19 protein-coding genes and 1 other RNA gene are annotated in these 24,044 nt (G+C 28.9%); 10 read left to right on the forward strand and 10 right to left on the reverse strand.

Features of this window, described 5'->3' with window-relative positions; translation table 11 throughout:
* The first annotated feature begins 3 nt into the window (after positions 1 to 3).
* Positions 4 to 1,371, forward strand: coding sequence for an NADP-specific glutamate dehydrogenase (gene gdhA, locus L8W56_RS02065; protein WP_263659262.1), 1,368 nt, complete (start codon positions 4 to 6; stop codon positions 1,369 to 1,371).
* Between the two features lie 22 nt (positions 1,372 to 1,393).
* On the opposite strand, the gene L8W56_RS02070 is transcribed toward gdhA, so the two are convergent.
* Genes L8W56_RS02070 through selA form a run of 4 tightly spaced genes read right to left on the reverse strand, consistent with a single transcriptional unit; the run spans position 1,394 to position 5,804 of the window.
* Positions 1,394 to 1,921, reverse strand: coding sequence for a hypothetical protein (locus L8W56_RS02070; protein ID WP_133319770.1), 528 nt, complete (start codon positions 1,919 to 1,921; stop codon positions 1,394 to 1,396).
* Positions 1,908 to 2,621, reverse strand: a complete 714-nt coding sequence (locus L8W56_RS02075) for a thioredoxin fold domain-containing protein (protein ID WP_220566922.1) — start codon at positions 2,619 to 2,621, stop codon at positions 1,908 to 1,910. Before L8W56_RS02075 ends, L8W56_RS02070 begins: the two co-directional genes overlap by 14 nt.
* A 53-nt stretch (positions 2,622 to 2,674) precedes the next feature.
* Positions 2,675 to 4,480 carry a selenocysteine-specific translation elongation factor gene (gene selB / locus L8W56_RS02080; protein ID WP_263659263.1) on the reverse strand — a complete coding sequence of 602 codons (1,806 nt, stop codon included), beginning with the start codon at positions 4,478 to 4,480 and terminating at the stop codon, positions 2,675 to 2,677.
* The gene (gene selA / locus L8W56_RS02085) at positions 4,473 to 5,804 is read right to left on the reverse strand and encodes an L-seryl-tRNA(Sec) selenium transferase (protein ID WP_263659264.1); all 1,332 of its coding nucleotides are present in this window, start codon (positions 5,802 to 5,804) and stop codon (positions 4,473 to 4,475) included. Before selA ends, selB begins: the two co-directional genes overlap by 8 nt.
* A gap of 89 nt (positions 5,805 to 5,893) precedes the next feature.
* Between selA and L8W56_RS02090 the strand changes: the two genes are divergently transcribed.
* Positions 5,894 to 7,546: a 4Fe-4S dicluster domain-containing protein gene (locus L8W56_RS02090; protein ID WP_263659265.1), complete on the forward strand. Its 1,653-nt coding sequence runs from the start codon at positions 5,894 to 5,896 to the stop codon at positions 7,544 to 7,546.
* Positions 7,547 to 7,632: 86 nt separating this feature from the next.
* Here L8W56_RS02090 and L8W56_RS02095 read toward each other — a convergent pair whose 3' ends face one another.
* Genes L8W56_RS02095 through modA form a run of 3 tightly spaced genes read right to left on the reverse strand, consistent with a single transcriptional unit; the run spans position 7,633 to position 9,613 of the window.
* Entirely contained in the window at positions 7,633 to 8,487 is an 855-nt protein-coding gene (locus L8W56_RS02095; RefSeq protein WP_263659266.1) for an ABC transporter ATP-binding protein, read from the reverse strand.
* Positions 8,481 to 8,870, reverse strand: a complete 390-nt coding sequence (locus tag L8W56_RS02100) for a hypothetical protein (RefSeq protein ID WP_263659267.1) — start codon at positions 8,868 to 8,870, stop codon at positions 8,481 to 8,483. Before L8W56_RS02100 ends, L8W56_RS02095 begins: the two co-directional genes overlap by 7 nt.
* On the reverse strand, positions 8,867 to 9,613 hold the full coding sequence (gene modA, locus L8W56_RS02105; protein ID WP_263659268.1) for a molybdate ABC transporter substrate-binding protein: 747 nt from the start codon (positions 9,611 to 9,613) through the stop codon (positions 8,867 to 8,869). Before modA ends, L8W56_RS02100 begins: the two co-directional genes overlap by 4 nt.
* Before the next feature lie 212 nt (positions 9,614 to 9,825).
* Between modA and L8W56_RS02110 the strand changes: the two genes are divergently transcribed.
* Genes L8W56_RS02110 through L8W56_RS02120 form a run of 3 tightly spaced genes read left to right on the forward strand, consistent with a single transcriptional unit; the run spans position 9,826 to position 13,520 of the window.
* Positions 9,826 to 10,512: a VacJ family lipoprotein gene (locus L8W56_RS02110; RefSeq protein ID WP_133319762.1), complete on the forward strand. Its 687-nt coding sequence runs from the start codon at positions 9,826 to 9,828 to the stop codon at positions 10,510 to 10,512.
* Positions 10,513 to 10,521: 9 nt separating this feature from the next.
* Positions 10,522 to 11,091, forward strand: a complete 570-nt coding sequence (locus L8W56_RS02115) for an ABC transporter substrate-binding protein (RefSeq protein WP_263659270.1) — start codon at positions 10,522 to 10,524, stop codon at positions 11,089 to 11,091.
* Positions 11,091 to 13,520, forward strand: a complete 2,430-nt coding sequence (locus tag L8W56_RS02120) for an efflux RND transporter permease subunit (protein WP_263659271.1) — start codon at positions 11,091 to 11,093, stop codon at positions 13,518 to 13,520. The genes L8W56_RS02115 and L8W56_RS02120 overlap by 1 nt, the downstream gene beginning before the upstream one ends.
* Before the next feature lie 61 nt (positions 13,521 to 13,581).
* On the opposite strand, the gene rdgB is transcribed toward L8W56_RS02120, so the two are convergent.
* Positions 13,582 to 14,199 carry an RdgB/HAM1 family non-canonical purine NTP pyrophosphatase gene (gene rdgB / locus L8W56_RS02125; RefSeq protein WP_263659272.1) on the reverse strand — a complete coding sequence of 206 codons (618 nt, stop codon included), beginning with the start codon at positions 14,197 to 14,199 and terminating at the stop codon, positions 13,582 to 13,584.
* A 76-nt stretch (positions 14,200 to 14,275) separates the two neighbouring features.
* On the opposite strand from rdgB, the gene L8W56_RS02130 reads away from it, so the two are divergent.
* Positions 14,276 to 15,577, forward strand: coding sequence for an MFS transporter (locus L8W56_RS02130; protein ID WP_263659273.1), 1,302 nt, complete (start codon positions 14,276 to 14,278; stop codon positions 15,575 to 15,577).
* A gap of 6 nt (positions 15,578 to 15,583) precedes the next feature.
* Here L8W56_RS02130 and L8W56_RS02135 read toward each other — a convergent pair whose 3' ends face one another.
* Both L8W56_RS02135 and ruvB read right to left on the reverse strand, forming a co-directional pair.
* The gene (locus tag L8W56_RS02135; RefSeq protein ID WP_133319757.1) at positions 15,584 to 16,627 is read right to left on the reverse strand and encodes an AI-2E family transporter; all 1,044 of its coding nucleotides are present in this window, start codon (positions 16,625 to 16,627) and stop codon (positions 15,584 to 15,586) included.
* Complete coding sequence (gene ruvB / locus L8W56_RS02140) at positions 16,617 to 17,627, reverse strand: Holliday junction branch migration DNA helicase RuvB (RefSeq protein WP_220566281.1); 1,011 nt, start codon at positions 17,625 to 17,627, stop codon at positions 16,617 to 16,619. Before ruvB ends, L8W56_RS02135 begins: the two co-directional genes overlap by 11 nt.
* Positions 17,628 to 17,715: 88 nt before the next feature.
* Between ruvB and L8W56_RS02145 the strand changes: the two genes are divergently transcribed.
* The 4 genes from L8W56_RS02145 to L8W56_RS02160 all read left to right on the forward strand — a co-directional run bounded on the left by L8W56_RS02145 (position 17,716) and on the right by L8W56_RS02160 (position 24,019).
* Entirely contained in the window at positions 17,716 to 18,126 is a 411-nt protein-coding gene (locus tag L8W56_RS02145) for a hypothetical protein (protein WP_039619086.1), read from the forward strand.
* 1 nt (position 18,127) lies between these two features.
* Positions 18,128 to 18,486, forward strand: a transfer-messenger RNA (tmRNA) gene (gene ssrA / locus L8W56_RS02150).
* 225 nt (positions 18,487 to 18,711) lie between these two features.
* Positions 18,712 to 22,464 carry a class I SAM-dependent DNA methyltransferase gene (locus L8W56_RS02155; RefSeq protein WP_263659274.1) on the forward strand — a complete coding sequence of 1,251 codons (3,753 nt, stop codon included), beginning with the start codon at positions 18,712 to 18,714 and terminating at the stop codon, positions 22,462 to 22,464.
* Position 22,465: 1 nt separating this feature from the next.
* Positions 22,466 to 24,019 carry a DUF4435 domain-containing protein gene (locus tag L8W56_RS02160; RefSeq protein ID WP_263659275.1) on the forward strand — a complete coding sequence of 518 codons (1,554 nt, stop codon included), beginning with the start codon at positions 22,466 to 22,468 and terminating at the stop codon, positions 24,017 to 24,019.
* Positions 24,020 to 24,044 lie beyond the last annotated feature (25 nt).

A 24,044-nucleotide genomic window follows, 5' to 3' on the forward strand; every position in this document is an offset into this window, starting at 1 on the left:
TTTATGAGTATAGCTAAACAATATATCAATGAAACCTTAGAAAAAATTCAAGCAACTTCCCCAAGACAACCTATCTTTTTTCAAGCAGCAACTGAGGTGTTAAATTCTTTAGAACCTTTACTTGAATCTAACAAAACTTATCAAGATCATGCTATATTAGAGCGTATTGTTATGCCTGAAAAAACGACTATTTTTAGAGTAGTATATATTGATGATGCAGGTAAAGCTCAAACGCATTTTGGTTATAGAGTACAGTTTAATTCTAGTTTAGGACCTTATAAAGGTGGGATCAGATTTCATCCTAGTGTAGATTTAGATGTTTTGAAATTTTTAGGTTTTGAACAAATTTTCAAAAACTCTCTAACAGGTTTAATGATAGGGGGAGCTAAAGGAGGAGCAAATTTTGACCCTAAAGGCAAAAGCGAAGCAGAAATTATGCGTTTTTGTCAAGCTTTTATGGCCGAGCTTTCAAAAATCATAGGTGCAAGCACTGATGTGCCAGCAGGCGATATAGGGGTTGGTGCTAGAGAAATTGGATATATGTTTGGAGCTTATAAGAAAATTAGCTCTAATTTTGATGGAACTTTAACGGGAAAGAAAATTCCATGGGGTGGAAGTTTAGTAAGAACAGAAGCAACAGGGTATGGCTGTGTGTATTTTACTCAAGAAATGCTAGCAAAATATAACAATGCATTAGAAGGAAAAGAGTGTGCAGTTTCAGGTAGTGGAAATGTGGCAATTTATACCATAGAAAAATTACATCAACTTGGTGCAAAAGCAATCACAATAAGCGATAGCGATGGATTTGTTTATGATAAAGATGGGATAGATTTAGATTTATTAAAAGAAATTAAGGAAGTAAAAAGAGCTAGAGTGAGTGATTATGCAATGCTTAAAAAAGGTGCTATTTTTACTCCAAAAAGTGCGTATAAACAAGGTTGTAATGGAGTATGGAGTATACCTTGTGATATAGCTTTTCCAAGTGCTACGCAAAATGAATTAAATTTAGAAGATATTAAAACCTTATATCACAATGGTTGTCGTATGGTAGCAGAGGGAGCTAATATGCCAAGCACACTTGAAGCGATCGATTTTATGTTAAATCAAAAAGACTTTTTATTTGCGCCAGCTAAGGCTGCTAATGCAGGTGGTGTAGCGACTTCTCAACTTGAAATGCAACAAAATGCAAGTATGTGTCAATGGGGCTTTGAGGAAGTTGATGCAAAATTACATAAGATTATGAAAAATATTTTTGAAAATTCATACGAGTGTGCAAAAGCTTATAATCATGAAGGAAATTTAGTAGTAGGCTCAAATATAGCAGGCTTTAAAAAAGTAGCTGATGCGATGATTGATCATGGTTATATTTAAAAAGATGGCTTAAATGCCATCTTTAGTGTATATAAAAAAAGCTTGTTATTTGATTAGCGATTTTTTCTTCTAAAGACTCTTTGGCTCTGTCTATATTGCCAAGATAAGCAGTTCTTGCTAAAAGCGAGGTGCTTTGAGTAGAGTTTTTGGAGCTAATTTGTAAATTAACTTGCAAAAGATAGTAATTTTCTACTTCCATTTCAAAAACATCATCTATTTTATCAAAGTCATTATAAAAAAATCTCGCATTAGAAGCGCGTAATCTTTGTGCGTAAGAAAATTTCTTAAAATCTACTATATTGATATAAATTTTATAATCACTTTGAACATTATTTAAAACTAAGCCTAAATTTTGTAATTTTTGAGCGAGCTTGGCTTCTAAATTTGTGTTTAATTTTGAAGGATTATTGATGTGTAAAGAAAAACTTTGATTTTTATTAGCATGCAGGAAAATACCTTCATTATTTGTTTGGATAAAAGTTTGCATAGGGCCTGTGCAAGCACTTAAAAATAGTGCAAACACAAGCAAGAAAAAATTATTTTTGAGCATCGATTATAGTTGGCACAGCACGAAGACCAAGTTTAGAGTATTTTGCGAAAGTTTCTCTTACTGCTTTAACCTCAGCTTCACTAGGTTTTTTATAATCTTTTAAATTTTTATCATAATATTTTTTCATGATAGCGATTTTTTGTGCATCATCTTTAGCATTTTTACTTTCTTTGTAAATTAATGCAGATTTTTCAAAAGCACTAGTATCATGGATAGGGGTTAAGATAAATTTCACTTGATGGGTTTTTAGTGTTTCTTCTATTTTATCTAAATGCATTCTACAATATGGACATTCAGGATCGCTAAAAACATAAAGTAAAGGTTTGTTTTTATCGCCTAAAGAAATAAACATTTTTTCTTTTTTAAGTTCAACTAGAGCTTTTTTTGAAAATTCAGCTTGTTGTTTTTCCATGAGTTTTGCTTGATAAACTTGAGAGTAAAATTCACCTTTTTTTACATCAATTACTTCAGTTGTGATGATATTATCTTGAGTGAAAACGATTTCTTGGAAATTTTTACCACTAATTTCAAAATTAACTATCACAGCTTCAAAGTTAGTATCAGGAATTTTTTCTCTACTAGAAACACTAATGTTTGCATTTGATAAATTTGGATTTTTCTTAAAAAAATTAATAATTTCTTCATTACTTGCAGCAAATAAAGAGCTAGCAAGGGTTAAGAGAGCTAAAGATTTTTTCATCATTTTCCTTTGTTTTAAAATTTTTGCACATTATAAAATGTAATCTTTAACACTTAGATTTTTAATATTCTTTTTTCCTCGATTTTTACCACTTGAGGATAATTTTTATCAAGGTATTCTAAGTAAGCTATGGCGTATTTTCTTGAAATTTGAAAATGATTTTTAACAAAAGCTACATCTAAATGATGATTTTGCAAAAGCTTTAAAAACTCTTGCATGAGATTTTCAAGAGTATTTTTTTCTATAAAAAGATTATGCGCTAATCTTTTGACTTTGTTTTCTTTAGTGAGTTTTTTTAAAATAAGATCTCCATTTTTCCTATCAAGCTCTAAATACTCATAAAGATTGTAAGGTGCGGTAGGTTTTATGCCTTCTTTTTTTAAAATTTCATAAAGCTCACAATGAGCCTTTTCTTGTAATTTTTCAAAATCTTGTCCTTTTAAAAACCATATGCCATCTTTAAAATCTAATTTTTCTTGCATTTGCTTGAGTGTATAAGCGCAAAAGCTCTCACTTGCCCAGCTAAGCCTTAAGGCGATAGAATGAGACGAGATTAAAGCATAAGGATTTTTAGAGAAAATAAAATCAATAAATTCTTTCAAAGTTTGCATAGTATTTAGATCATATACATTTAAAGCTTGCTCATCGACAAAAACATGATCTAAGCTTTTTGCTAAGTTTAAGGCTTGCTCATGAGTGAGTTTAAAGCGTTGATAGCTTGAAAGTAATCCAAAGCCAAGTTTGTGAGTTTGTTTTAAAAACTCAAATACTTTTTTAAAATCTTTTTGTTCTAAAAGTGCTAAATACTTAGCTTTTATATCTTTTTTTAAAGGCTCACTTACCGCATTAAGAACTACACCACCGCTTTTAATACGCCCATTTTCAAGCAAGATGAATTTATCATCAAAACACAAAGGTAAGCTTTTATCAAATTCTAAGTTAATATAAGTTTTATCTTCAAATTTTTTGATTACACTAATTTTTGCATTAAGCTTTTTTGAGCCACTGCAAAATTCTAAAATACTCCCGTGTTTAATCTCTGTGCTAAAAACAACCCCATCGATACTTTTAAAGCTTTTAAAAACACCTTTTTTACTTAATATATAGCCTTTTTTTAACTCATGATAATCACAATTTAAACTCAAAGCAACTCTATTATAAGCTTTTGCTTCTAAAACATTTTCTTCATGAATTTGTATGTTTTTTACAATGATATCTTTTTGATTTTCAATGCAAAATATTTTTTCATTTTTGCTTATTTTTCCTTCATTTAAACTCCCTGTTACTACCGTTCCTATACCTTTTAGAGAAAAAACCCTATCAATGTAGTATCTAAAAATCAAATTTTCATCATTTTCCTTAGGCTTTAAACTAAGTAGATAGTTTTTTAAATTTAATATACTTTGCTCATCATAAATGCTAGTTGGAAAAACTTTTAAGATATTGATTTTAAAGGCTTTTAATTCTTTTAAAAGCTCTACTTGCTTTTGTACTAAATCCTTGCATAAATCAACCTTACTCAAAATAAGCACTACATCTTTTACGCCTAAAAATTCCAAAACCCTTAAATGCTCTATACTTTGAGCCTTTAAACCCTCGTTTATATCTATGACAAACATACACACTCTAAAGCCAAAAGCACCACTTATCATAGTTTTAATTAAACTTTCATGCCCAGGCACATCGATAAAAGCAATATTTAAATTTTCACTTTTTAAATTTGAAAAGCTAAGATTAATCGTAATGCCTTTTTCTTGCTCTTCTTTTAAATCATCACCTTCAAAACCATTTAAAGCTTTAATAAGCGAAGTTTTACCATGATCAATATGCCCAGCAGTGCCTATGATGATACTATGCATGAAATACCTCTTTAATAATGCTTATTATTTTATTTAAATCTTTTTCTAAAATACTTCTAAAATCTAGCACAAAATGCCCATTTTCAACACGGCCGATTACGCCTTTTTTTCTAAATTTTTCTTGTAAAAGCAAAGCTTTCTCATCAAAACTTAACACAAAAGTATCTAAGCTTTTATCAGGCATAGAGCCACCACCTACTAAACTTTTAGAAGCTTTTAACTCACATTTTATAGGAATTTTTTCTTTGATAAAGAGTGCCTTTTTTTCTATGGTTTTTAAATCATCATTTAAAAGTTTTAGTGTGGGGATTTTTTCATATTCTTTTTCTAAGTAAGCTTTGGCAGTTTCATTTAAAAAAGCTAGAGTGATTTTATCAACCCTTAGCATTCTTAGAAGTTGATTTTTCTTTAATTGTTGAATGTATTTTTTCTTTCCAAGTATAATGCCTGCTTGAGTAGAACCAAAAAGTTTATCACCGCTAAAACTTAAAATATCACAATGTTTTAAAAGCTCTTTCACACTCGGCTCGTTTTTACTAAGTTGTTTATTAATCTTTTCACACCAGCCAGCACCCAAATCATAATAAGATATGAGTTTTTTCTTTTTTGTCAAAGCGTGAATTTCACTTAAGCTTACTTCTTCAAAAAATCCTTTAAAAGCAAAATTAGAACGATGGGTTTTTAAAATCATCTTAGTATTTTCATTGATAGCTTTTTCATAATCATATAAATGAGTTTTATTAGTCGTGCCTATTTCTTTTAGTTTAACTCCAGCTGCTAGCATAACTTCAGGAATTCTAAAATTTCCCCCAATCTCAACTAACTCACTTCTTGAAGTAATAACTTCTTCATTTTTTGCTAAGGTGTTTAAGATCAAAAATACAGCAGAAGCGTTGTTATTAACAACTAAACAATCTTCACAATCAAATAATATTTTTAAATTCGCACTAAGTGCGTCATACCTTGAACCTCTTTTGCCACTTTGCATGTTAAACTCTAAATTAGAATAAGAGCAGATGATTTCTTTAGTTCTTTCAAAAATACTCTCATCAATAATGCTACGACCAAGATTAGTATGTATGATAACTCCACTAGCATTGATCAAACTTTGACTTTGCATGTTTAAAAACTCATCAATACTTTGGGCAATTTTACTTAGCAAATCTTGCAAGCTAAAATTTAAATTTTCATTTTTACTTAGTTCTTTTTTACAATTTGAAACAACTATTTTTGCAAAATGAGATCTTAAATACAAAGGATAATTAGCCAAGTTTTCATCGTTTATAAGTGTGTTTATAGGTGGAAAATTTCTAAATTTGTTCATCTTAAACCTTAAGAATAAATTAGTAAAATTATAACTTTTTTATAATGAAATTTATATAATTAAGATTAAAAAATTTAAAAGAGAGTGTTATGAAAGATTTTGTATTTTTAGAAAATGAAGATTTAATTCCTTTAAGTGATGATATTAGCATAGTTCAAAAAGCCTGTAATGAAGAAGTTTTTATAGGAAATTCAAAGCTTTTAAATCCTGAAGTTTATGCACCTGAGATTAATTTTTACCTTAAAAACTCACAAGATGATGTGCTTAAAAAAGCCAAAACTATTGAGTCCTTATATAAAATTAGATCTAAAGTTTATGATTTAGGGCTTGATTTAGAATATACCAAAGAAGTGGGTAAAAATGTAATTATTGTAAGCAATGAGGATCAAAATGAGCTTATTGAAAGCTTAAAAAAACAAGAATACAAGGTTTTAAAACTAAGTAATGAGCAATGTTTGGGTGTTTTGGGTTGTGTAGGTGAGCTTTGCGTGATAGCTTTAAAAGATAATGAGCAAGTAGAGATTGATTGTGATTTTTTCTTATATGATGTAAAAAAAGAAAGTTTTGATCAACAAAGTGGTTGCTATGATTTAACCACCTTAAGTCAAGAAGAACTTATAAAACTTTTAAATTCTAATTCTCCAAAATATAAATTTAGAAATTATATTAGTTATGATGATAGCATTTGTCAATACCATGAAAGAAGAAGTATTCATTGTGGAAAATGTGCTGAAATTTGTCCTAGTGTGGCTATTTTAAAAGATGATGAGCAAAGAAAATTAGAATTTTCTCATGTGGATTGTTTAAGCTGTGGTGATTGTGTAGGGATTTGTCCTAGTGGAGCGCTTGATTATGCACCTATGCCACGCAATAGCTTTTATGAAATTTTAAAATTTTATGAAGATAAAATCATTTTAATAATCCCTGAGAAAATGTCTATAGAAAATTTAAATATCACTTTAAAAGAAGATGTAATGCCTTTTATGATTAAAGGCGAGAATTATCTTGATCAAGCACATTTTTTAGCTATGCTTCAAACAAGTGGTGCGAGTGTGATTTTTTATAGTGATGGCTTATCGCAAGGTGCTTTAGAAGTGATAGCTTTGATGAATGAAATTTTTCAAAGAAAATTTAAACAAAATGCAATTTTTCTAGCTAAAGATGAAAAAGAACTTTTAGAGGCTATAAATCAAGCTCATTTTATAGAAAATCTCAAATTTATTTCTTATAATCCTGCGCTTTTAAAAAGAGAAGATTTTGCTATAAGATTAAGAGAGCTTATAAAGGAAGAAAATTTAGGCAATATCCCAAGCAAAGAATGGATACGCTATGGAAAAATCACCATTAATGCAGACACCTGTACTTTATGTCTTTCTTGTGTGGGAGCTTGTAATGTAGGAGCTTTAGTGGCTGATACTAAGGATAATTCTTTGAAATTTAATGCAAGCTTATGTACTACCTGTGGGTATTGTGAGGCAAGTTGTGCTGAAAAAGATACTTTAATGCTTCAAAGAAGTGGGATAGATTTGGAAAAAGAGTATTTTTCTTTTATGGTTTTAGCTCAAGATGAACTTTTTACTTGTGTAGAGTGTGGGAAAGAATTTGCTACTAAAAAGGCCATTGAAAAAATTGCTAGCATTATGAAACCAAGATTTATAGGTGATGAAGCTAAGATAAAAACACTATATTGCTGTGCTGAATGTAAAGCAAAAGTAATGATACAAAGTATGAATGTGCTTTAAGCCAAAAGGCTTAAGCACTAAGTTTTAGCTTGTATTAAAAATTTTATATAATTTTTTAATATACAAGTTAATGTAAATTATAGTTTTTATACTTTGCTTAAATTTAGCGCAAAAGCTTTTTGGCTCAAAAGCACTTCATCATTTTCTTTAAAATCTTTAGCTTCTAAAGGGCTTAGCGCTACTTGGCTGATTTGATTACCTATGGCAAGTATGGCTATAAATATGCTATCTTGCTTTTGTAGTTTTAAAATGCGTGCTTTTATAGCAAATTTTTGTGAGCCTTGTGTTTTTAAAAAAACTTCATTAGGCGAGCCTTCTTTGATGATAGCTCCATTTTCTAAAATGATGACTTTATTAGCTAGTTTATAAACTTCACTTACATCATGGCTGATTAAAATAGTAGTGATTTTATAAGTTTTATGTATATTTAAAAGATAATCATGCAAGTGTAGTTTTATCTCATTATCTAAGGCACTAAATGGCTCATCTAAAAGTAAAAGTTTGGGTTTTTGCATAATGGCTCTTGCTAAAGCTACGCGTTGTTTTTGTCCCCCGCTTAGTTCTAAAATATGACTTTTTTTGTGTTTGCTTAAATCTAAAAGTTCTAAAAGCTCATTAGCAAATTTTAGATCTTTTTTAGCAAAAAGTAAGTTTTGTTCTACATTCATATTTTCAAATAAAGCATAATCTTGAAAAACAAAACCAAGTTTTCTTTTTTGTGGGCTTAGAAAGTTTTTATCATCAAAAAATATCGTATTATTAAAAGTGCAAATTCCTTGTGCTTTTTCAAAACCTGCTAAAATTCTCAAAAGCGTAGTTTTACCACTACCACTTTTTCCAAAAATAGCACAAAATTCTCCTTCTTTAACTTCAAATTTAATCTTAAGTTTAAATTCTTTTTCTTTATTTTTAAAGATTTTTTCAAAGTCAAGTTTTAGCATAAATACTCTCTGATAAATAAAGCACTAGGATGTACATAAGCAAATACAAAATCATTTTTTTGATAATTTTGCTCTAAAAACTCATGGGTGCTAATTTGAGCTTCGAAAGTGCAAATTTCATTTTCTAATCTTATGATAGTGATGATTTGTCCTTGAAAAATATCAATGATTTTTGCATAAAAGGTATTTAAAAATGAATTTTCTAAATTTTTTTTACTAAGTAAGCACTCGCTACTTTTAAAAGCAAGTAAAACTTCTTGATTAATGCTTGCTTTTTCATCAAGTTCTAAAGCAAGCATAAATAATTTATGTTTTTTTATAAGAAATTCTACCCAGTTTATATTTTCATGATTTTTTATAGCGTTTATTTTAGCTTTAATCATGGGATATTATAGCCATAAGCTTTGAAAATTTCCTTAGTCTTTTTGCTTAAAATAAAATCATAAAATTTCTTAGCTTTGGCATTATCTTTACCATAAGAAGTGATGATAATGCCTTGATTGATTGGCTTATAAAGTTTTGGATCGATTAAAATATAATTTTTTCCTTCTTGGAGTTTATAAGATTTTAGCGTATCTTCATATAAAGCACTTGCTGCTATAAAACCCACATCAGCTGCTTTTAATGTTTGAGTAAGTGCTTCTCCTATGGATTTTGCTTCGATGATTTTAGCTTTTGTTTGCTCATAAATTTTAGCATTTTGTAAAGTTTCTATACTAGCTTGACCATAAGGAGCAGCTTTGGGATTAGCTATGGTGATGATTTTTACTTTTTCTTCTTTAAGCATGTCTAATCCTTTGCTTAAATCCATTCTAACACTGAGTAAAGCTAAAGCTCCTTGAGCATAAATAACAGGTTTTGTACTAGCAAAATTATCATCATACAAGCTTTGTGCAAATTTCATATTTGCAGCCATAAATATATCAAATGGCGCTCCATTTTTGATTTGTGAAACTAAATTTCCACTAGCACCTAAGCTTACATTGATACTAATATCAGGGTTTTCTTTTTGAAATTCTTTTTGTAAGGCTTTAAAAGCGTAAGCTACATTTGCAGCTGCAGCGATATTTACATCAGCACTATAGCCAAAAATACACAAAAAAAGTAGGGTAAAAATTTTTTTCATTTTTTATCCTTTTAATAGTAAATTTTAAAAAAATTATAGCTTATTTTTAAAAGCAAAAATAAATTTATATTTTTTGCATATTTTCTAAGACTTATTTCATAAGCAAATAAAAATTACTAATTTTTTTTTAAAGAATATTTTTAATGTAAAAATTTATTTTAATTTTTGTATAATATAAGATTTCAATTTATGAAATTTTAAAAGGAAAAAGCTTGTTAAAATACATACTAACTTTGTGTTTATTTTTTAACACTTTGATTTTAGCAAATGACTTTGAAGATTTTGAACAAGAATATCAAAAAAAAGAAGTCAAAGATAGCTTTTATACCTATAATAAAGCTATGAGTAAATTTAATTATGATCTTTATACTTATTTTTTAAGACCGGTTGTGCTTTCTTATAAAAGCATTACTCCAAGCTTTATAAGAACAGGTGTAAAAAATGCTTTTGATACCACAAGATCACCTTTTAGATTTATTAATCATCTTTTAAGTTTAGAATTTAGAAAAGCTGGTGAGGAATTTGGAAGATTTTGTGTGAATGTGATTTTTGGATTTGGTTTGTTAGATAGTGCGAGTAAAACTCCTTTAAAAAGTTATGAAGCTGATTTTGGAACGACTTTGGGTAAATGGGGAGTAGGTAGTGGACCACACTTAGTGCTTCCACTTTTAGGTCCTTATAATGTAAGAGATGCTTTAGCTTTGCCTGTAAATTGGTTTATGGTGCCTGAGGGGTATATTGAGAATTTTTGGGTTGGTGTGGGTGTAAATGCTGCATTAAAACTCAATGAATTAAGTTTTGAGTATGAAAAAATAGATGATATTTACCAAAATAGTGTAGATTATTACATTTTTATACGCGATGCGTATGAACAAAGACGCCAAGAACTCATCAAATAAGGAGATAAAATGAAAAAAATCATAGCTTTGTTTTTTAGCGTAGTATTTGCTTTTGCTTTAAATTTGCAAGATATTTCTAAAACCATGCAAGAAAAAATTGATGAGAGCTTAAAAATTCTAGATCAAAATAAAAACGATAAAGCTAAAGCAGCGGAAAAAATCTTTGCTTTATTTGATGGTGTTTTTGATTATGAGTTTATGGCTAAGCTTAGTCTTTCTACAAGATATGAAAAATTAAGTGAAAATGAAAAAAATGAATTTAACAAAGCTTTTGAAAAAAACCTTAAAAAAAGTTTCACAGATAAGCTTGCTTTGTATGATTCTCAAAAATTAAAAGTGATTAATTTAGAAGAAAAAAATAAAAGAGCTTTTTTGAAAACTTCTATGATAGTAGATGGTAAAGAAAATTTTGTAATCTTTAAATTTTATGATAAAAATAATGATTGGCAAATTTATGATGTAGATATTTTTGGTATAAGTATTATACAAACTTATCGCTCACAATTTAAAGATGTCTTACAAAATGGTGATTTTAAAACCTTGCTTGAAAAGCTTTCTAGTGTTGATTTTTCTAAATAATGCTAAGTAAAATTTTAAAAATCTTTCTTAATTTCCCAAAGCTAACTTTGGGGATTACTTTAATCTTTTGTATATTTTTTAGTTTTTTTGCTAAAAATTTAAGTGTTGATGCAAGTGCTGAAAGCTTGCTTTTAGAGCATGATGAGGGTTTGAAACTATATAGAGAAGTTTCAGCACGTTATGGCAATGATAATTTTTTAATGCTTGCTTTTGCTCCTAAAAATAAAGATATTTTTGCTAAAGAAAATTTAGAAACTATCAAAAACTTAACCCTTGATTTAGAAAAAATCAATGGAGTGCAAAAGGTATTTTCTATCGCTAATGCACCTTTACTTGCAAGTTCTAAAGGTAAAGAGTTAAAAGAGCTTATCCAAAATATACCTAATATTTTTAGTCAAGATGTGGATATTAATCTAGCTAAAAAAGAAATTTTAAATCAACCCTTTTATAAAAATAATATCATCTCAAAAGATGGAAAAACAACGGGAATTTTGATTTATCTAGCACCTGATCTTGTTTATAATGACTTGATTAATTCAAGGGATAATACGCAAAATGAAAATGAAAAAGAGCATTTTAGAGCCTTGATTAAAAAGCACCAAGAAAGCTCAAGGGAATTTAGTGCAAAAAGATTAGAAGAAATTACTAAAATAGTATCTAAATATAGTCAAAATGGAGACTTTTTACACCTTGGTGGTGTTGAAATGATCGCTAATGATATGATTAATTATGTAAAAAGTGATTTAAAAATTTATGGACTTAGTTTAATAGGGCTTTTATTTATAGCACTTTGGTGGTTTTTTGGCTCTTTGCGTTTAGTGTTTTTGGCTTTGGGAATTTGTGTGGTTTCGCTTTTTACTTCAAGCGGGATTTTCGCGCTTTTGGGTTTTGATATTACTGTGGTGTCTTCAAACTATGTAGCTTTGGTACTCATTATCACTGTTTCTGTTGTGATACACTTAATCGTGCATTTTATAGAAAATTTACACAAACACCCAAAAGCTAGCGTTTATAAGCTTTTGCTCTCAACCTTACTTGATAAAGCAAGTCCTAGTTTTTTTGCTATTTTAACCACGGTTGTTGGGTTTTTAAGTTTTGTTTTTTCAGATATTGAGCCTATTATCAAACTCGGTATTATGATGAGCCTTGGCATCAGTGTGAGTTTGATTTTAGCTTATATTTATTTTGCAAGTATTTTGGTATTAATGCCGCGTTTAAATTTTAAAGAGCTTAATCAAAATTCGTTGAAATTTTTAAGTTTTTGTGCAAATGTAAGTTTACAACATAGAAAATTTATCTATGGTATAAGTTTATTTTGTGTGGCTTTTGCTTTGTATGGAATTTTGCAAATTAAAGTAGAAAATAGTTTTGTGAGTTATTTTAAAGATAGTTCTAGGATTAAACAAGGTTTGTTGATTATAGATAAAGAGCTAGGTGGAACTATGCCTTTAGATGTGATTGTCAAATTTAAGCAAAATCCAAAACAAAATGAAAGCTTAGATGAGTTTGAACAAGAATTTGATGATTTAGCCAAAGATGATAGGTATTTTTTTAGTAGTGAAAAAACAAGAATAGCTGCTAAGGTTCATGAGTTTTTAAGTAAGCAAAAATATGTAGGCTCTGTGCTTAGCTTGCAAAGTTTGCTAGAACTTGGAAAAAGCATTAATGATGGTAAGGCTTTAGATGATTTTGCCTTAGCGTTTTTATATGAAAATTTAGATGAGAATTTTAAGAAGCAAGTTTTAACCCCTTTTGTAAGTGTAGAAAATAATGAGTTGCGATTTAGCGTGCGTATGCTAGATAGTGATCCAAATTTAAGACGCGATGCTTTTTTAAAACAGCTTGAAAAAGACTTAAATGAGCTTTTACAAAATGATAATGTAGAGGTTAAAATCAGTGGTATTATGCCTTTGTATAATAATATGCTTCAAAGTCTTTTTTCATCACAATTTGACACTTTAGTCTTTGTGGTGCTTGTGATTTTTGCTTTGTTTGTGGTGATTTTTAGAAGTTTTGTTTATGCTTTTGTGGCGATTTTGGCCAATCTCATACCTTTAGCTTTGGTATTTGGCTTAATGGGTGTTTTAAATATACCACTTGATATTATGAGTATTACCATAGCTGCTATTTGTATAGGAATAGGAGTTGATGATATGATTCATTATATTCATCGTTTTAAAGAAGAATTAAAACATAAAAGCTTAGAAGAGGCTATAAAAGCTTCACATATAGGTATAGGAAGTGCGATTTATTATACTAGTGTTACGATTATTCTAGGTTTTTTAGTGATGATTAGCAGTAATTTTATCCCGACGATTTATTTTGGTTTGCTTACGGTTTTAGCTATGAGCTTGCTTTTGTTTGGCTCGCTTTTTTTATTGCCAAGTTTTATTTTAACTTATCATTATTTTAAAGCAAAATTAAAATAAAGTAAAATCCAAATCACATAAACACCAAAAGCAATAAGCATATATTTTATAAATTGTTTCATTAATACTCCATTTTTTCTAATACCCTTAAGATATAAGTAGCAAACATTAGTGCTTGTGAGCGGTGTGAAATTTTTAATTTTACTTGCTCATCTAATTCACCTAAGGTTTTATCAAAACCTTTTGGGATAAATAAAGGATCATATCCAAAGCCATTATTACCCCTTGGAGTATCAATAGCAAGGCCATGCATATATCCATGCGTGCTAAAATGTCCATATTTTGAGCTTATGGCTATGGCTGCAGTGTAAAAAGCTTTGCTTTGATGTAGATTTTTTTCATGTAAAGCTTGGATGAGCTTGTTTCTATTGGCCTCATCAGTGCCTTCTTGAGAGTATCTTGCAGAAAAAATCCCTGGTGCATTGTCTAAAGCCTCTACGCTTATACCACTGTCATCACTTAAGGTGATAAATTCATTTTGTTTTTTGTCTAAAGCATTAAAAATAGCTTTAGATTTTATCAAAGCATTTTCTTTAAAACTTGTGCCATCTTCGATGATTTCAAAAGGGGTAATGATTTCATTTAAGGCATAAATTTCATAAGAAGTTAAAAATTTTTTGATTTCTTCTACTTTGTGTGCATTAGAAGTTGCTAGAATGATTTTTAATTTTTTCTTCATAAATTACTCTTTTTGTTTTGACTTTAAAAAAAGTTTATCAAAATCATAGTAAAATTATCCTTTATAAGGAGAAAAGATGTTAAAAACTGTTTTACCTTTGTCTTTTATTGTAGGAACTAGATTTTTTGGATTGTTTATAGTTTTGCCGGTTTTAAGTTTATATGCTTTAAATTTAAAAGGAGCTAATGAGTTTTTAGTAGGGCTTTTAGTAGGTGTGTATGCTCTAACTCAAATGGCATTGCAAGTTCCTTTTGGTATTATTTCAGATAAAATAGGGCGTAAAAAAACTATGCTAATAGGACTTGTGGTGTTTATCATAGGTTCTTTGGTGTGTTCATATGCTGATGATATTTATACGATGATGTTTGGAAGGCTTTTACAAGGTGCAGGAGCCATAGGAGCAGTAGCTACTGCTATGATAAGTGATTTTATCAATGAAGAAAATCGTGGTAAGGCTATGGCTATCATGGGTTCATTTATAGGACTTTCCTTTGCAGCTTCTTTAGTGCTTTCTCCTTTAATGAGTGCTAAATTTGGACTTTCTAGTTTGTTTGATTTAAGTGCCATTTTAAGTCTAATTTGTATCGTGCTTTTATTTAGCGTTGTGCCAAAAGAGCATACAATAGTGCATGAAAATACTAAAACTCCATTGAAAAAACTTTTAAAAGAAAAAAACTTAGCTTTGATGAATCTTACTAATTGTATGCAAAAAATGCTTATGAGTATTGCGTTTTTAAGTATTCCTTTGGTTTTGGTACATGAGTTTAATTACCCAAGTGAGAATTTATGGCATGTTTATGTTAGCTCTATGGTGCTTGGGTTTTTAGCTATGGGTTTATCAGGATCTTTGGGAGAAAAAAGAGGCTTAAGTAAAGAGATATTGCTTTTAGGTGTGGCGTTTTTTATCATTGCTTATATTATATTTGCTTTTTCGCATAATGCTTTAGTGTTTATGGTGGGTGTTGTAGTGTTTTTTATAGGATTTAATTTACATGAGCCTATTATGCAAAGCTGTGCGAGTAAATTTGCTAAGGTAAATGAAAAAGGCGCAGCTTTGGGTGTGTTTAATGCTTTTGGCTATTTTGGAAGCTTTTTAGGTGGTGTCGTTGGAGGGTATTTTTTACACCATTTTAGTTTAGTTGCTCTTGCTTTTATTTTGATAGCTTTGTCTGTAATTTGGTTTGTGTTGCTTTTGTTTTTACAAAGTCCGGCAGATTTTAAAAATGTCTATTTATCTTTAGAAACAAAACATGATTTAAATATGATTAAAGGCATAAATGGAGTTTTAGATGTGTATAAAAACTCTAAATTTTTAGTGATTAAATACAATAAAAAACTTACAAGCGAAGAAGAAATTTTAGCGATTATTGAAAAATAATCGCTTTTATACAAAATGCTTTTCTTTTAAAATCACATATAATTTTAAAGTAGAAATAAAGAAAGTTAAAATAGCAGGTCCAAGGATAATACCCCAAAAGCCAAAACTTGAAATTCCTGCTATCATCGCAAAGAAAATTAAAAGTTCGTTAATTTGTGTTGGAATTTGAACAAGTTTTTCATTGATCCATTTAATGATATAGGGTTTTACTAAAGTATCTGCGATAAAAGATATCATTACCACGCTATAAATGAAAATCACTAAAGCACCGCTTAGATTATTATTTGCAAATTCATATAAAGAGACAGGCACATAAACTAAGGCCCCACCTACCACAGGGATTAAAGAGCTAAAGCAAAATAATATTCCCATTAAAATCGCATCATAACCATAAAATTTAGTAATGATAGCAAAAAGCACTCCTTGTAAAATGGCATTTAGTACCATAGAATAAAACACAACAGACATTACATTGCTCACTTCGCTTAAAATGCCTTGAGTTTCTTCTTTTTTCATAGGCACTATGCTTTTTATATAGCCAATGAGTTGGGCTCCATAAAGATTAGCAAAGAAATAAAACACACAAATTAACACCATATCAGTTAGAAATTTAGTGCCAAATTTAGTTGCGCTTGAAAGATAGGTTAAAACATTTTTAGAGATAGAATTTAAGTCAATACTTGCTAATGCTTCTTTGATTTTGGGTTCTATAAAGCTTAAGGATTCGGGTAGGTGTAGGGAATAATTTTTAAAATATTCTATGGTATTGTGAAAATAGCTTATATCAAAACCTTTTGCAGCCTTTGCTAGTTCTATAATAGCATATACAAAAGGGATAAAAAATAAAGCTAGCATAAAAGCAGTAGTAGCTGCTGCAGCAACGACTTTTTTACCTTTGAAAATACTTAAAAATTTAACATTAACATTAGAAGTAGAAACAGCCATTAAACTTGCTATGGCTATATTCATCAAAAAAGGTTTAAACAAAAAAAGTACCCAAAATAAAATGATCAAAATAAAACTAATCAAGAAAAAATTACTACTTTTCATCAAATAAACCTTTGTTATATTTTAATTTTAAAACATCAAAGCTTTTTAAGCTTGCAATGCGACCTTTGGCTGTTCTTTCTATATAGCCATTTGCTAGTAAATATGGCTCTATCACATCTTCTATGGTATTTTCATCCTCACTTAATGCTGCAGCTATACTAGAAAGTCCTATAGGTTTTCTTTTAGCTTCAGTTAAAAGCTCTAAATACCGCAAATCCATCGCGTCAAAACCAAGCTCATTTACCCCTAAGGAATCAAGTGCTTGTTTAGCTCTTTTTTCGCTAATGATTTCTTCATCATTAACATCAGCAAAGTCTCTTACACGCTTAAGCAATCTTAATGCTATTCTTGGGGTTGAGCGACTGCGTTTGGCTATTTCTAAAGAAGCTTTTTTTTCACAAGTTTTATTAAGCTTTAGAGCTGCTTTTTCTAAAATGATAGCAAGCTCTTCATTTTTATAAAATTCCAAGCGAAATTGCATACCAAAGCGATCGCGTAAAGGATTACTTAGCATACCTGCTCTTGTAGTAGCACCTATTAAAGTAAATTTGGGTAAATCGATTTTTATCGTTTGTGCAGCAGGGCCACTACCGATGATAATATCAAGACGAAAATCCTCCATAGCAGGATAAAGCACTTCTTCTATGGCGGGACTTAAGCGATGAATTTCATCGATAAATAAAATATCTCCCTCGCTAAGATTAGTTAAAATCGCAGCCAAGTCCCCGCTTTTTTCTATCATGGGTGCAGCGGTAGTTTTGATATTTGCATTCATTTCATATGAGATAATATTTGCTAAAGTTGTCTTACCAAGTCCTGCAGGTCCACTAAAAAGGATATGATCTAGACATTCATTTCTTTTTTTAGCAGCTTTGATGAAAATTTCTAAATTTTTTTTAATGTTTTCTTGTCCTATGTAGCCATCAAAATTTGAAGGTCTAAGACTTGTTTCATAAGTTTCATCAGGGGAGAATTTTTCAATCTCTACGATTCTATCCATATTTTTTCCATTTTATTTTGCTAAGAAATTTTAATTTTATCTAAAATTTGCTAAAATAAACATTTAAACTTAGATTATAGAAGTTTTTATGGGAATTTTAGAGCAATTAGAGTTAGATTACGAGCTTGAAGAAATCGAGCGTTTTTTGTATTTTTTTAGAAGTCTTTGCGATGTTTTAGAGCCTTTGATAGTAAAGCTAAGCAGCGATAGCTCAAAATACAAAGAAGCTTTAAAAGACTTAGAGCAAAATATCCACAATGTAGTTTGGGCTGCTAAAAGATTAAATTTAGATGAGATTGCAAATTTTTGTACATTTTGTGAGGAAATTATGCAAGAAGCAGCTAAATTTGATGGGCCTGCTAGCGATGAATTTGTGGATTGGATGTTTTTAGTGGGTGAGCAGCTTGATAGATATTGCAGTGATTATGAAAAAAATGCTTCTTTTTTAAGTGTATTTAACCCTCAAATTGCAAATGTTCCTGATAAAATTTCTAAATAACGGGGACGACTTGGCTTCGACAGGAGTAGAGTGGCCTTGGTGGCATGTCGCTTTGAGCAAAGCGTATAAAGCTCAAATTAAAATTAAACGCAAACAACGTTAAATTTGCTCCTGCTTACGCTAAAGCTGCGTAAGTTCAGTTGAGCCTGAATTTTAAGCGATACTATCTAGCTTAGGATTTGGTCATTTTTGATAGTGTAGATTGAAATTTGACAAGTTTTGATTGAAGTTAAAGTCTTAGTCTAGCTTGAAATTTTGGAAGGTGAGTTTGGCTAGATGAAATTTTCACCTTTGCTAAGCATGTAGATGCCGTGGTTGTTTTATTTTTGGACAGGGGTTCAATTCCCCTCGTCTCCACCAAATTTAATCTTTCATATATCAATTTATTAGAATTTAGTATTTTAATAATTTAATTTCATCAAAGGTTTCTTATTATTGATAGGACTTCAAGGAAGGCTTCTTTTAAGATAGATGGTAAGGTTTTTATTAATTCTAAATTTAAATTCATTATAAAGCTTGATAGTATTTCTTAGCATTTTAAAAAGTTCTTTTTGTTATCATTTTAAAAAATACTAAGGTTGTTCTATGAATTTTTATGAAGAAATTAAAAAATATCTTGATAATAATCTTTTTACCAACTATGCTCTAGAGGTGGATTTTCCAAATATTTATAATTTCACTAAAAATGAAAACACATATAAAACAACCTTAGATAATATAATCTGTCTATACAACGCCACTCAAAGAAATTTTCAAAATTATAACGAACATCAATTTGAAGATGAATTTATATCAAAAGTGTTAGACATTTTAGGGTGGAAATTTATAAGACAAGATGAAAAGATCATACAAGGTAAATTAGAAAAGCCCGATTTTTTGCTTTTTAGTGATGAAAATATAAAAGCAAATTATGAAAATTTAGACAAAGAAACAAAAAAATCAAGCAATGAATTCACTATTATCATGGAGTCAAAAGCCTATGATGTGCAAATAGATAATAAAAAAGTAAAAGAAAATCCCCATTTTCAAATTTTAAGATATCTTAGTAATCTTAAGAAAAATTATGGCTTTTTAACTAATGGTAGATTTTGGCGTTTTTATGATAACTCTACACTTAGTGCAAACAAGGTATTTTATGAGATAAATTTAGAACAAATCATAAAAGATAAAAATTACCAAGCTTTTGCGTATTTTTATAGTATTTTTGCTTCAGCAAGTTATACGGAAGAAAAACACATAGAAAAATCTTTACAAGTTAATAAAGAATCAAAAATAAAAATAGAAGATGATTTAAAATCTATCATCTATGGAACTAATGGCAATGAATCTTTATTTGAATTTATAGGTTCTAAGATTTATAACAAAACTAAAGCTGATTTAAAGCTAATCTATGAAAATTCTTTATATTTTGTGTTTAGGCTTTTATTTATTGCTTATTTTGAAGATAAATTTGAAAATATCTTAGAAAAGCATAAATACTTCAAAAGCAAAATTAGCATAAAAACTTTATTGCAAAATTTAAGCGATGATGAAAGCTCAAGTGCTGGCTTTGGCGATTTAGAAATGATATTTCAAATTTATAATAAAGGTAAAGGCAATTTTGACATGCCTGTTTTCAATGGTGGGTTGTTTGATGAGAGCAAAACCACTCTTTTAAACACACCAAAGATTTTCAGCGATAAAGACTTGAAGAAAATTTTAGAACAATTATTATACTACAAAGATAAAAATTTAACTTTTAAAAGAGATTATAAAACCTTAAGCATAGAGCATTTAGGCACGATTTATGAAGGCTTGCTTTCTTACTTTTTTGAAGTAGCAAATGAAGATATTTACTATGTAAGCTATAAAGAAAAATCAAAAGAAATAGAGTGTTATTTTGATAATTATGATTTTAAAATTTTAGAAAAATCAAAAAAATTAGAAAAATATACCTTTTATGAAAAAGGACAAATTTATCTAAAAAATACTAGCAACTCAAGAAAAGCAAGTGCAAGCTTTTATACACCTCAATCCATAGCTAATTTTTTAATCCAAAGTGCTTTAAAAGACAAACTAAACAATGAAAACATTTTGAAATTTAAAATTCTAGACAATGCTTGCGGTAGTGGGCATTTTTTAGTTGCGGTTTTAAATGCTATCACGCATATTGTTTTATCAGATTTTGAACATTTTACAAATTTAAAGCAACTCCACGAACAAGAAAAAGAAAATATCGCAAATCATATAAAAGATTTCACGCAAGATTATGAGTTAGATGAAAGTGATGTTTTAAAACGACTTTTGCTAAAACGCATTATTTATGGAGTGGATTTAAATCCATTTAGTATAGAGCTTACTAAGCTTAGTCTTTGGATAGATAGTTTTATCTTTGGAACCCCACTTTCTTTTATAGAACATCACATAAAATGTGGCAATGCTTTGCTAGGCTCAAGTATAAGTGATTTTGAAAATTTAATAAAGCAAAATAAAGAAAATATTTTCACAAATTCCATTACTCAAGAATTTGAAATTTTACAAGAAGTATTTGAAAAGCTTGATAATCTACAAGATACCAACGAAGAACAAATCAAACAATCCAAGCAAATCTATCAAAATGAAATCACACCAAAACTTGATAAGTTAAATTTATATCTAAACTATATCAACTCACTTCATTTTGCTAACAAAGAAGAATTACAAATTCTAAAAGCTCTAAGTCAAGATGATATACAAAATTTAAGCCAAAATAAACAAGCAAAAGCTATCATTAGCAAATATCAAAAAGAATTTAACTTCTTTAATTATGAGTTAGAATTTCCTGAAATCATAGAAAATCAAGTCTTTAAAGGCTTTGATATCATCATAGGTAATCCACCTTGGGATAAATCAGAATTTAGTGACAATGATTTCTTTCCACAATATAAAAGCGATTATAGAAGCTTAATTGCTAGCAAGAAAAAAGAAATTCAAGACAATTTGCTAGCAAAAGATTATATAAAGCAAAATTATGAAAAACAAAAAGCATATATAGATGTAATTAATGTTTATTATAAAAACACATTTATGTCTAATTCTTTAACAAAAGATATTAATTTATTTCGTCTTTTTGTAGAAAAAAATCTTTCTCTTTTAAAACAAGATGGAAATTTAGCTTATGTGCTTCCTAGTGCTTTGATGTTTGAAGATGGAAGCTTGACTTTAAGAAAAGAAATTTTAGAAAATAAAACTTTAGAGTATTTTTATAGTTTTGAAAACAATAAAGCTATCTTTATAGATGTTCATAGAAGCTATAAATTTGCTCTTATGCTTATAAAAAACACGCAAGCAAATCACACTCACAAAATCAAAACAATGTTTTATAAAACAGATATAAACTCATTAAAAAACAAAGATGAAATTTTAACTCTAAGCTTAGAAGATATCAAAAAGCTAAGCCCAACTCACCTAGCCTTAATGGAGCTAAAAGACAAGCAAGCTTTAGAAATTCTAAGAAAATGCTACAATACTTTTCAAACCTTGTCTTTTGATTATATAGATTTTAGACAAGAATTAAATATGACTAGTGATAAAGATTTGTTTATAGAAGAGTTTAGGGAAGGACTTTTGCCCTTATATGAAGGTAAAATGATACATCAATTTAATGCAAATTTTAGCCAAGCTACTTATTTTTTAGAAAAGGCTAAATTTGATGAGCGTTTAAAAAGCAAAGAACTTTTAAGAGCTAAAAAGGCCACCGGCAAAGAACTAAAGCCTGATTTGATAAAATATGATAGAGAATTTTTTAGACTTGCTTATAGAGCTGTTGCAAGCGATACAAATGAAAGAACCTTGATAGCTTCTTTATTACCAAACAATTGTGGTTTTGGACATAGTATGTTTGCAAATGCACCAAAACTATATATTTTAAAAGATGATGAAATTTGTATAGATGTAGTGTCTTATGAAAGAATTTTGCTTGTTTTGGCTTTGTTTAATTCTTTAGTGGTTGATTTTATCATAAGAAATATGGTGCAAATCAATGTAAGCAAAACCTATTTAGAAAGAATTCCTCTGCCTCAACCAAGTGATAAAGAAATTCAAAACAATGAAATCTATAAAACCCTAGCTAAAAATGCCTTGCTTTTACAGCTTTATAATGATAAAAATCATCATTTTGATGAGCTAAAACAAGAATTTAACATAAAAGATGATGAAATTCCAAAAACTAAAAAAGCTTATGATGTCTTAAGAGCAAAAAATGATTTATTAGTTAAAGAACTTTATAGTTTAAGTGATGATGAATTTTCTTACATGATAAGCACTTTTAAAGTCTTAAACGAAAAACAAAGTGAATATATAGCATTATTAAGGAATTAAGATGGAAGAATATATTTATTATTTGCCTGATGAAAATGGAGATAAAAAAGAATTTAAAACAAATGCAAATTCTATCATAATCGTAGGTGCTAATGGCTCAGGTAAAAGTAGGCTTGGGGCTTGGATGGAAAAAGAATGCGGAAATTTATATAGAATTCCAGCTCAAAGAGACATAACTATATCAGATCGTATAATAAGATATAAATATAATGAAGCTAAGAATGATTTATTCTATGGAAATATTAATCCATATAATGATATATGGCAATTAAAATTTAATGGATTTGAAAATGCAACAATAAAACTTCATAGCGATTATGATAAGCTTTTAAGCTATGTTTTATCTTATGAACAAGAACAATTAAGACAAGAACATAGAAATGGTATTAGAATTGAAAATATCATAGATAAAACTAAAAATATTTGGAAAGAAATTTTTCCTCATAGAAAAATAGATCTTATAAAAGATGAATTTTTATGTATTATGAATGAGCAAAACAAATATGAAGCAAGAATGATGAGTGATGGAGAAAGAGCTGTATTATACTTGATAATGTATGTTTTGTGTATCGAAGAAAAAATTATTTTAATCGATGAGCCAGAATTACACTTACATCCATCTTTAACTAACAGACTTTGGAGTGTTTTAGAAAAGCATAGGCAAGATTGTTTATTTATATACATAACGCATGATTTAAATTTTGCTGCAAATCATATAGAAGCGGATAAATTTTGGATTAAATCCTACAATGGGCAAAAATGGGAAATAGAAAAAATAGAAAAAAATGATATGTCACAAGAATTATTTTTAAAACTTTTAGGTGCTAGAAGAGATATTTTATTTGTAGAGGGAAAAAGTGAAAGTTTAGACACTAAAATTTATAGTATATTATATCCACAATATCAAATCATTCCATGCAGTAGTTGCGAAAATGTTTTAAACTATACAAAAACTTTCAACGAACAAAATGCCTTGCATGGTTTCAATGCTTATGGGATTATAGATAGAGATTTTAGAACACAAGAGGAAATAGATAGTGCAAATAAAAATAAAGTGAAAGTTTTAGAAGTAGCTGAAGTAGAAAATTTGTTTTTATTAGAATGCATTATTTTAGCTATTTTAGAACAATCAGACGCAAGAGAAAAATTTGAAGAAGTAAAAGATTATATCTTTGAAATAAAATATAAAAATGTTCTACAAAGTCAAATTTCAGAAAAATTAGAAAAAGAAGTAAAACATAAATTAAAATCTATATTTAAAGAATCAAAAACACCCAAACAAATACAAGAAAAGATTAGTTCTTTGGAGCAACTAATAGGTTTTGAAAACTTACATAAAGATATTGAAAATAAATTTAATTCTGTATATGAAAGTAAAGACTATGATGAATTATTAAAAATATTTAATCAAAAAGGAATTCTTGAAAATGGTGTATTTTTAAGCAAAGTAGGCAAAACAAAAGATACTTATGCAAAATCGGTTTTAAAATTATTAAGAGAAAATGAAGAGCTTAGAAAAGAAGTCTTAAAATATATTCCAAGCTTTACAGAATAATTCTTTGCAAGGCTATTCTTGCAAA

The sequence above is a fragment of the Campylobacter sp. IFREMER_LSEM_CL1085 genome, assembly GCF_025772235.1.
Lineage (GTDB): Bacteria > Campylobacterota > Campylobacteria > Campylobacterales > Campylobacteraceae > Campylobacter_D > Campylobacter_D lari_D.

Bases quoted from the DNA above. Each gene is read 5' to 3' on its own strand.
- gdhA (WP_263659262.1), top strand. From the start codon at position 4: ATGAGTATAGCTAAACAATATATCAATGAAACCTTAGAAAAAATTCAA.
- L8W56_RS02070 (WP_133319770.1), bottom strand. From the start codon at position 1,921: ATGCTCAAAAATAATTTTTTCTTGCTTGTGTTTGCACTATTTTTAAGT.
- L8W56_RS02075 (WP_220566922.1), bottom strand. From the start codon at position 2,621: ATGAAAAAATCTTTAGCTCTCTTAACCCTTGCTAGCTCTTTATTTGCT.
- selB (WP_263659263.1), bottom strand. From the start codon at position 4,480: ATGCATAGTATCATCATAGGCACTGCTGGGCATATTGATCATGGTAAA.
- selA (WP_263659264.1), bottom strand. From the start codon at position 5,804: ATGAACAAATTTAGAAATTTTCCACCTATAAACACACTTATAAACGAT.
- L8W56_RS02090 (WP_263659265.1), top strand. From the start codon at position 5,894: ATGAAAGATTTTGTATTTTTAGAAAATGAAGATTTAATTCCTTTAAGT.
- L8W56_RS02095 (WP_263659266.1), bottom strand. From the start codon at position 8,487: ATGCTAAAACTTGACTTTGAAAAAATCTTTAAAAATAAAGAAAAAGAA.
- L8W56_RS02100 (WP_263659267.1), bottom strand. From the start codon at position 8,870: ATGATTAAAGCTAAAATAAACGCTATAAAAAATCATGAAAATATAAAC.
- modA (WP_263659268.1), bottom strand. From the start codon at position 9,613: ATGAAAAAAATTTTTACCCTACTTTTTTTGTGTATTTTTGGCTATAGT.
- L8W56_RS02115 (WP_263659270.1), top strand. From the start codon at position 10,522: ATGAAAAAAATCATAGCTTTGTTTTTTAGCGTAGTATTTGCTTTTGCT.
- L8W56_RS02120 (WP_263659271.1), top strand. From the start codon at position 11,091: ATGCTAAGTAAAATTTTAAAAATCTTTCTTAATTTCCCAAAGCTAACT.
- rdgB (WP_263659272.1), bottom strand. From the start codon at position 14,199: ATGAAGAAAAAATTAAAAATCATTCTAGCAACTTCTAATGCACACAAA.
- L8W56_RS02130 (WP_263659273.1), top strand. From the start codon at position 14,276: ATGTTAAAAACTGTTTTACCTTTGTCTTTTATTGTAGGAACTAGATTT.
- L8W56_RS02135 (WP_133319757.1), bottom strand. From the start codon at position 16,627: ATGAAAAGTAGTAATTTTTTCTTGATTAGTTTTATTTTGATCATTTTA.
- ruvB (WP_220566281.1), bottom strand. From the start codon at position 17,627: ATGGATAGAATCGTAGAGATTGAAAAATTCTCCCCTGATGAAACTTAT.
- L8W56_RS02145 (WP_039619086.1), top strand. From the start codon at position 17,716: ATGGGAATTTTAGAGCAATTAGAGTTAGATTACGAGCTTGAAGAAATC.
- L8W56_RS02155 (WP_263659274.1), top strand. From the start codon at position 18,712: ATGAATTTTTATGAAGAAATTAAAAAATATCTTGATAATAATCTTTTT.
- L8W56_RS02160 (WP_263659275.1), top strand. From the start codon at position 22,466: ATGGAAGAATATATTTATTATTTGCCTGATGAAAATGGAGATAAAAAA.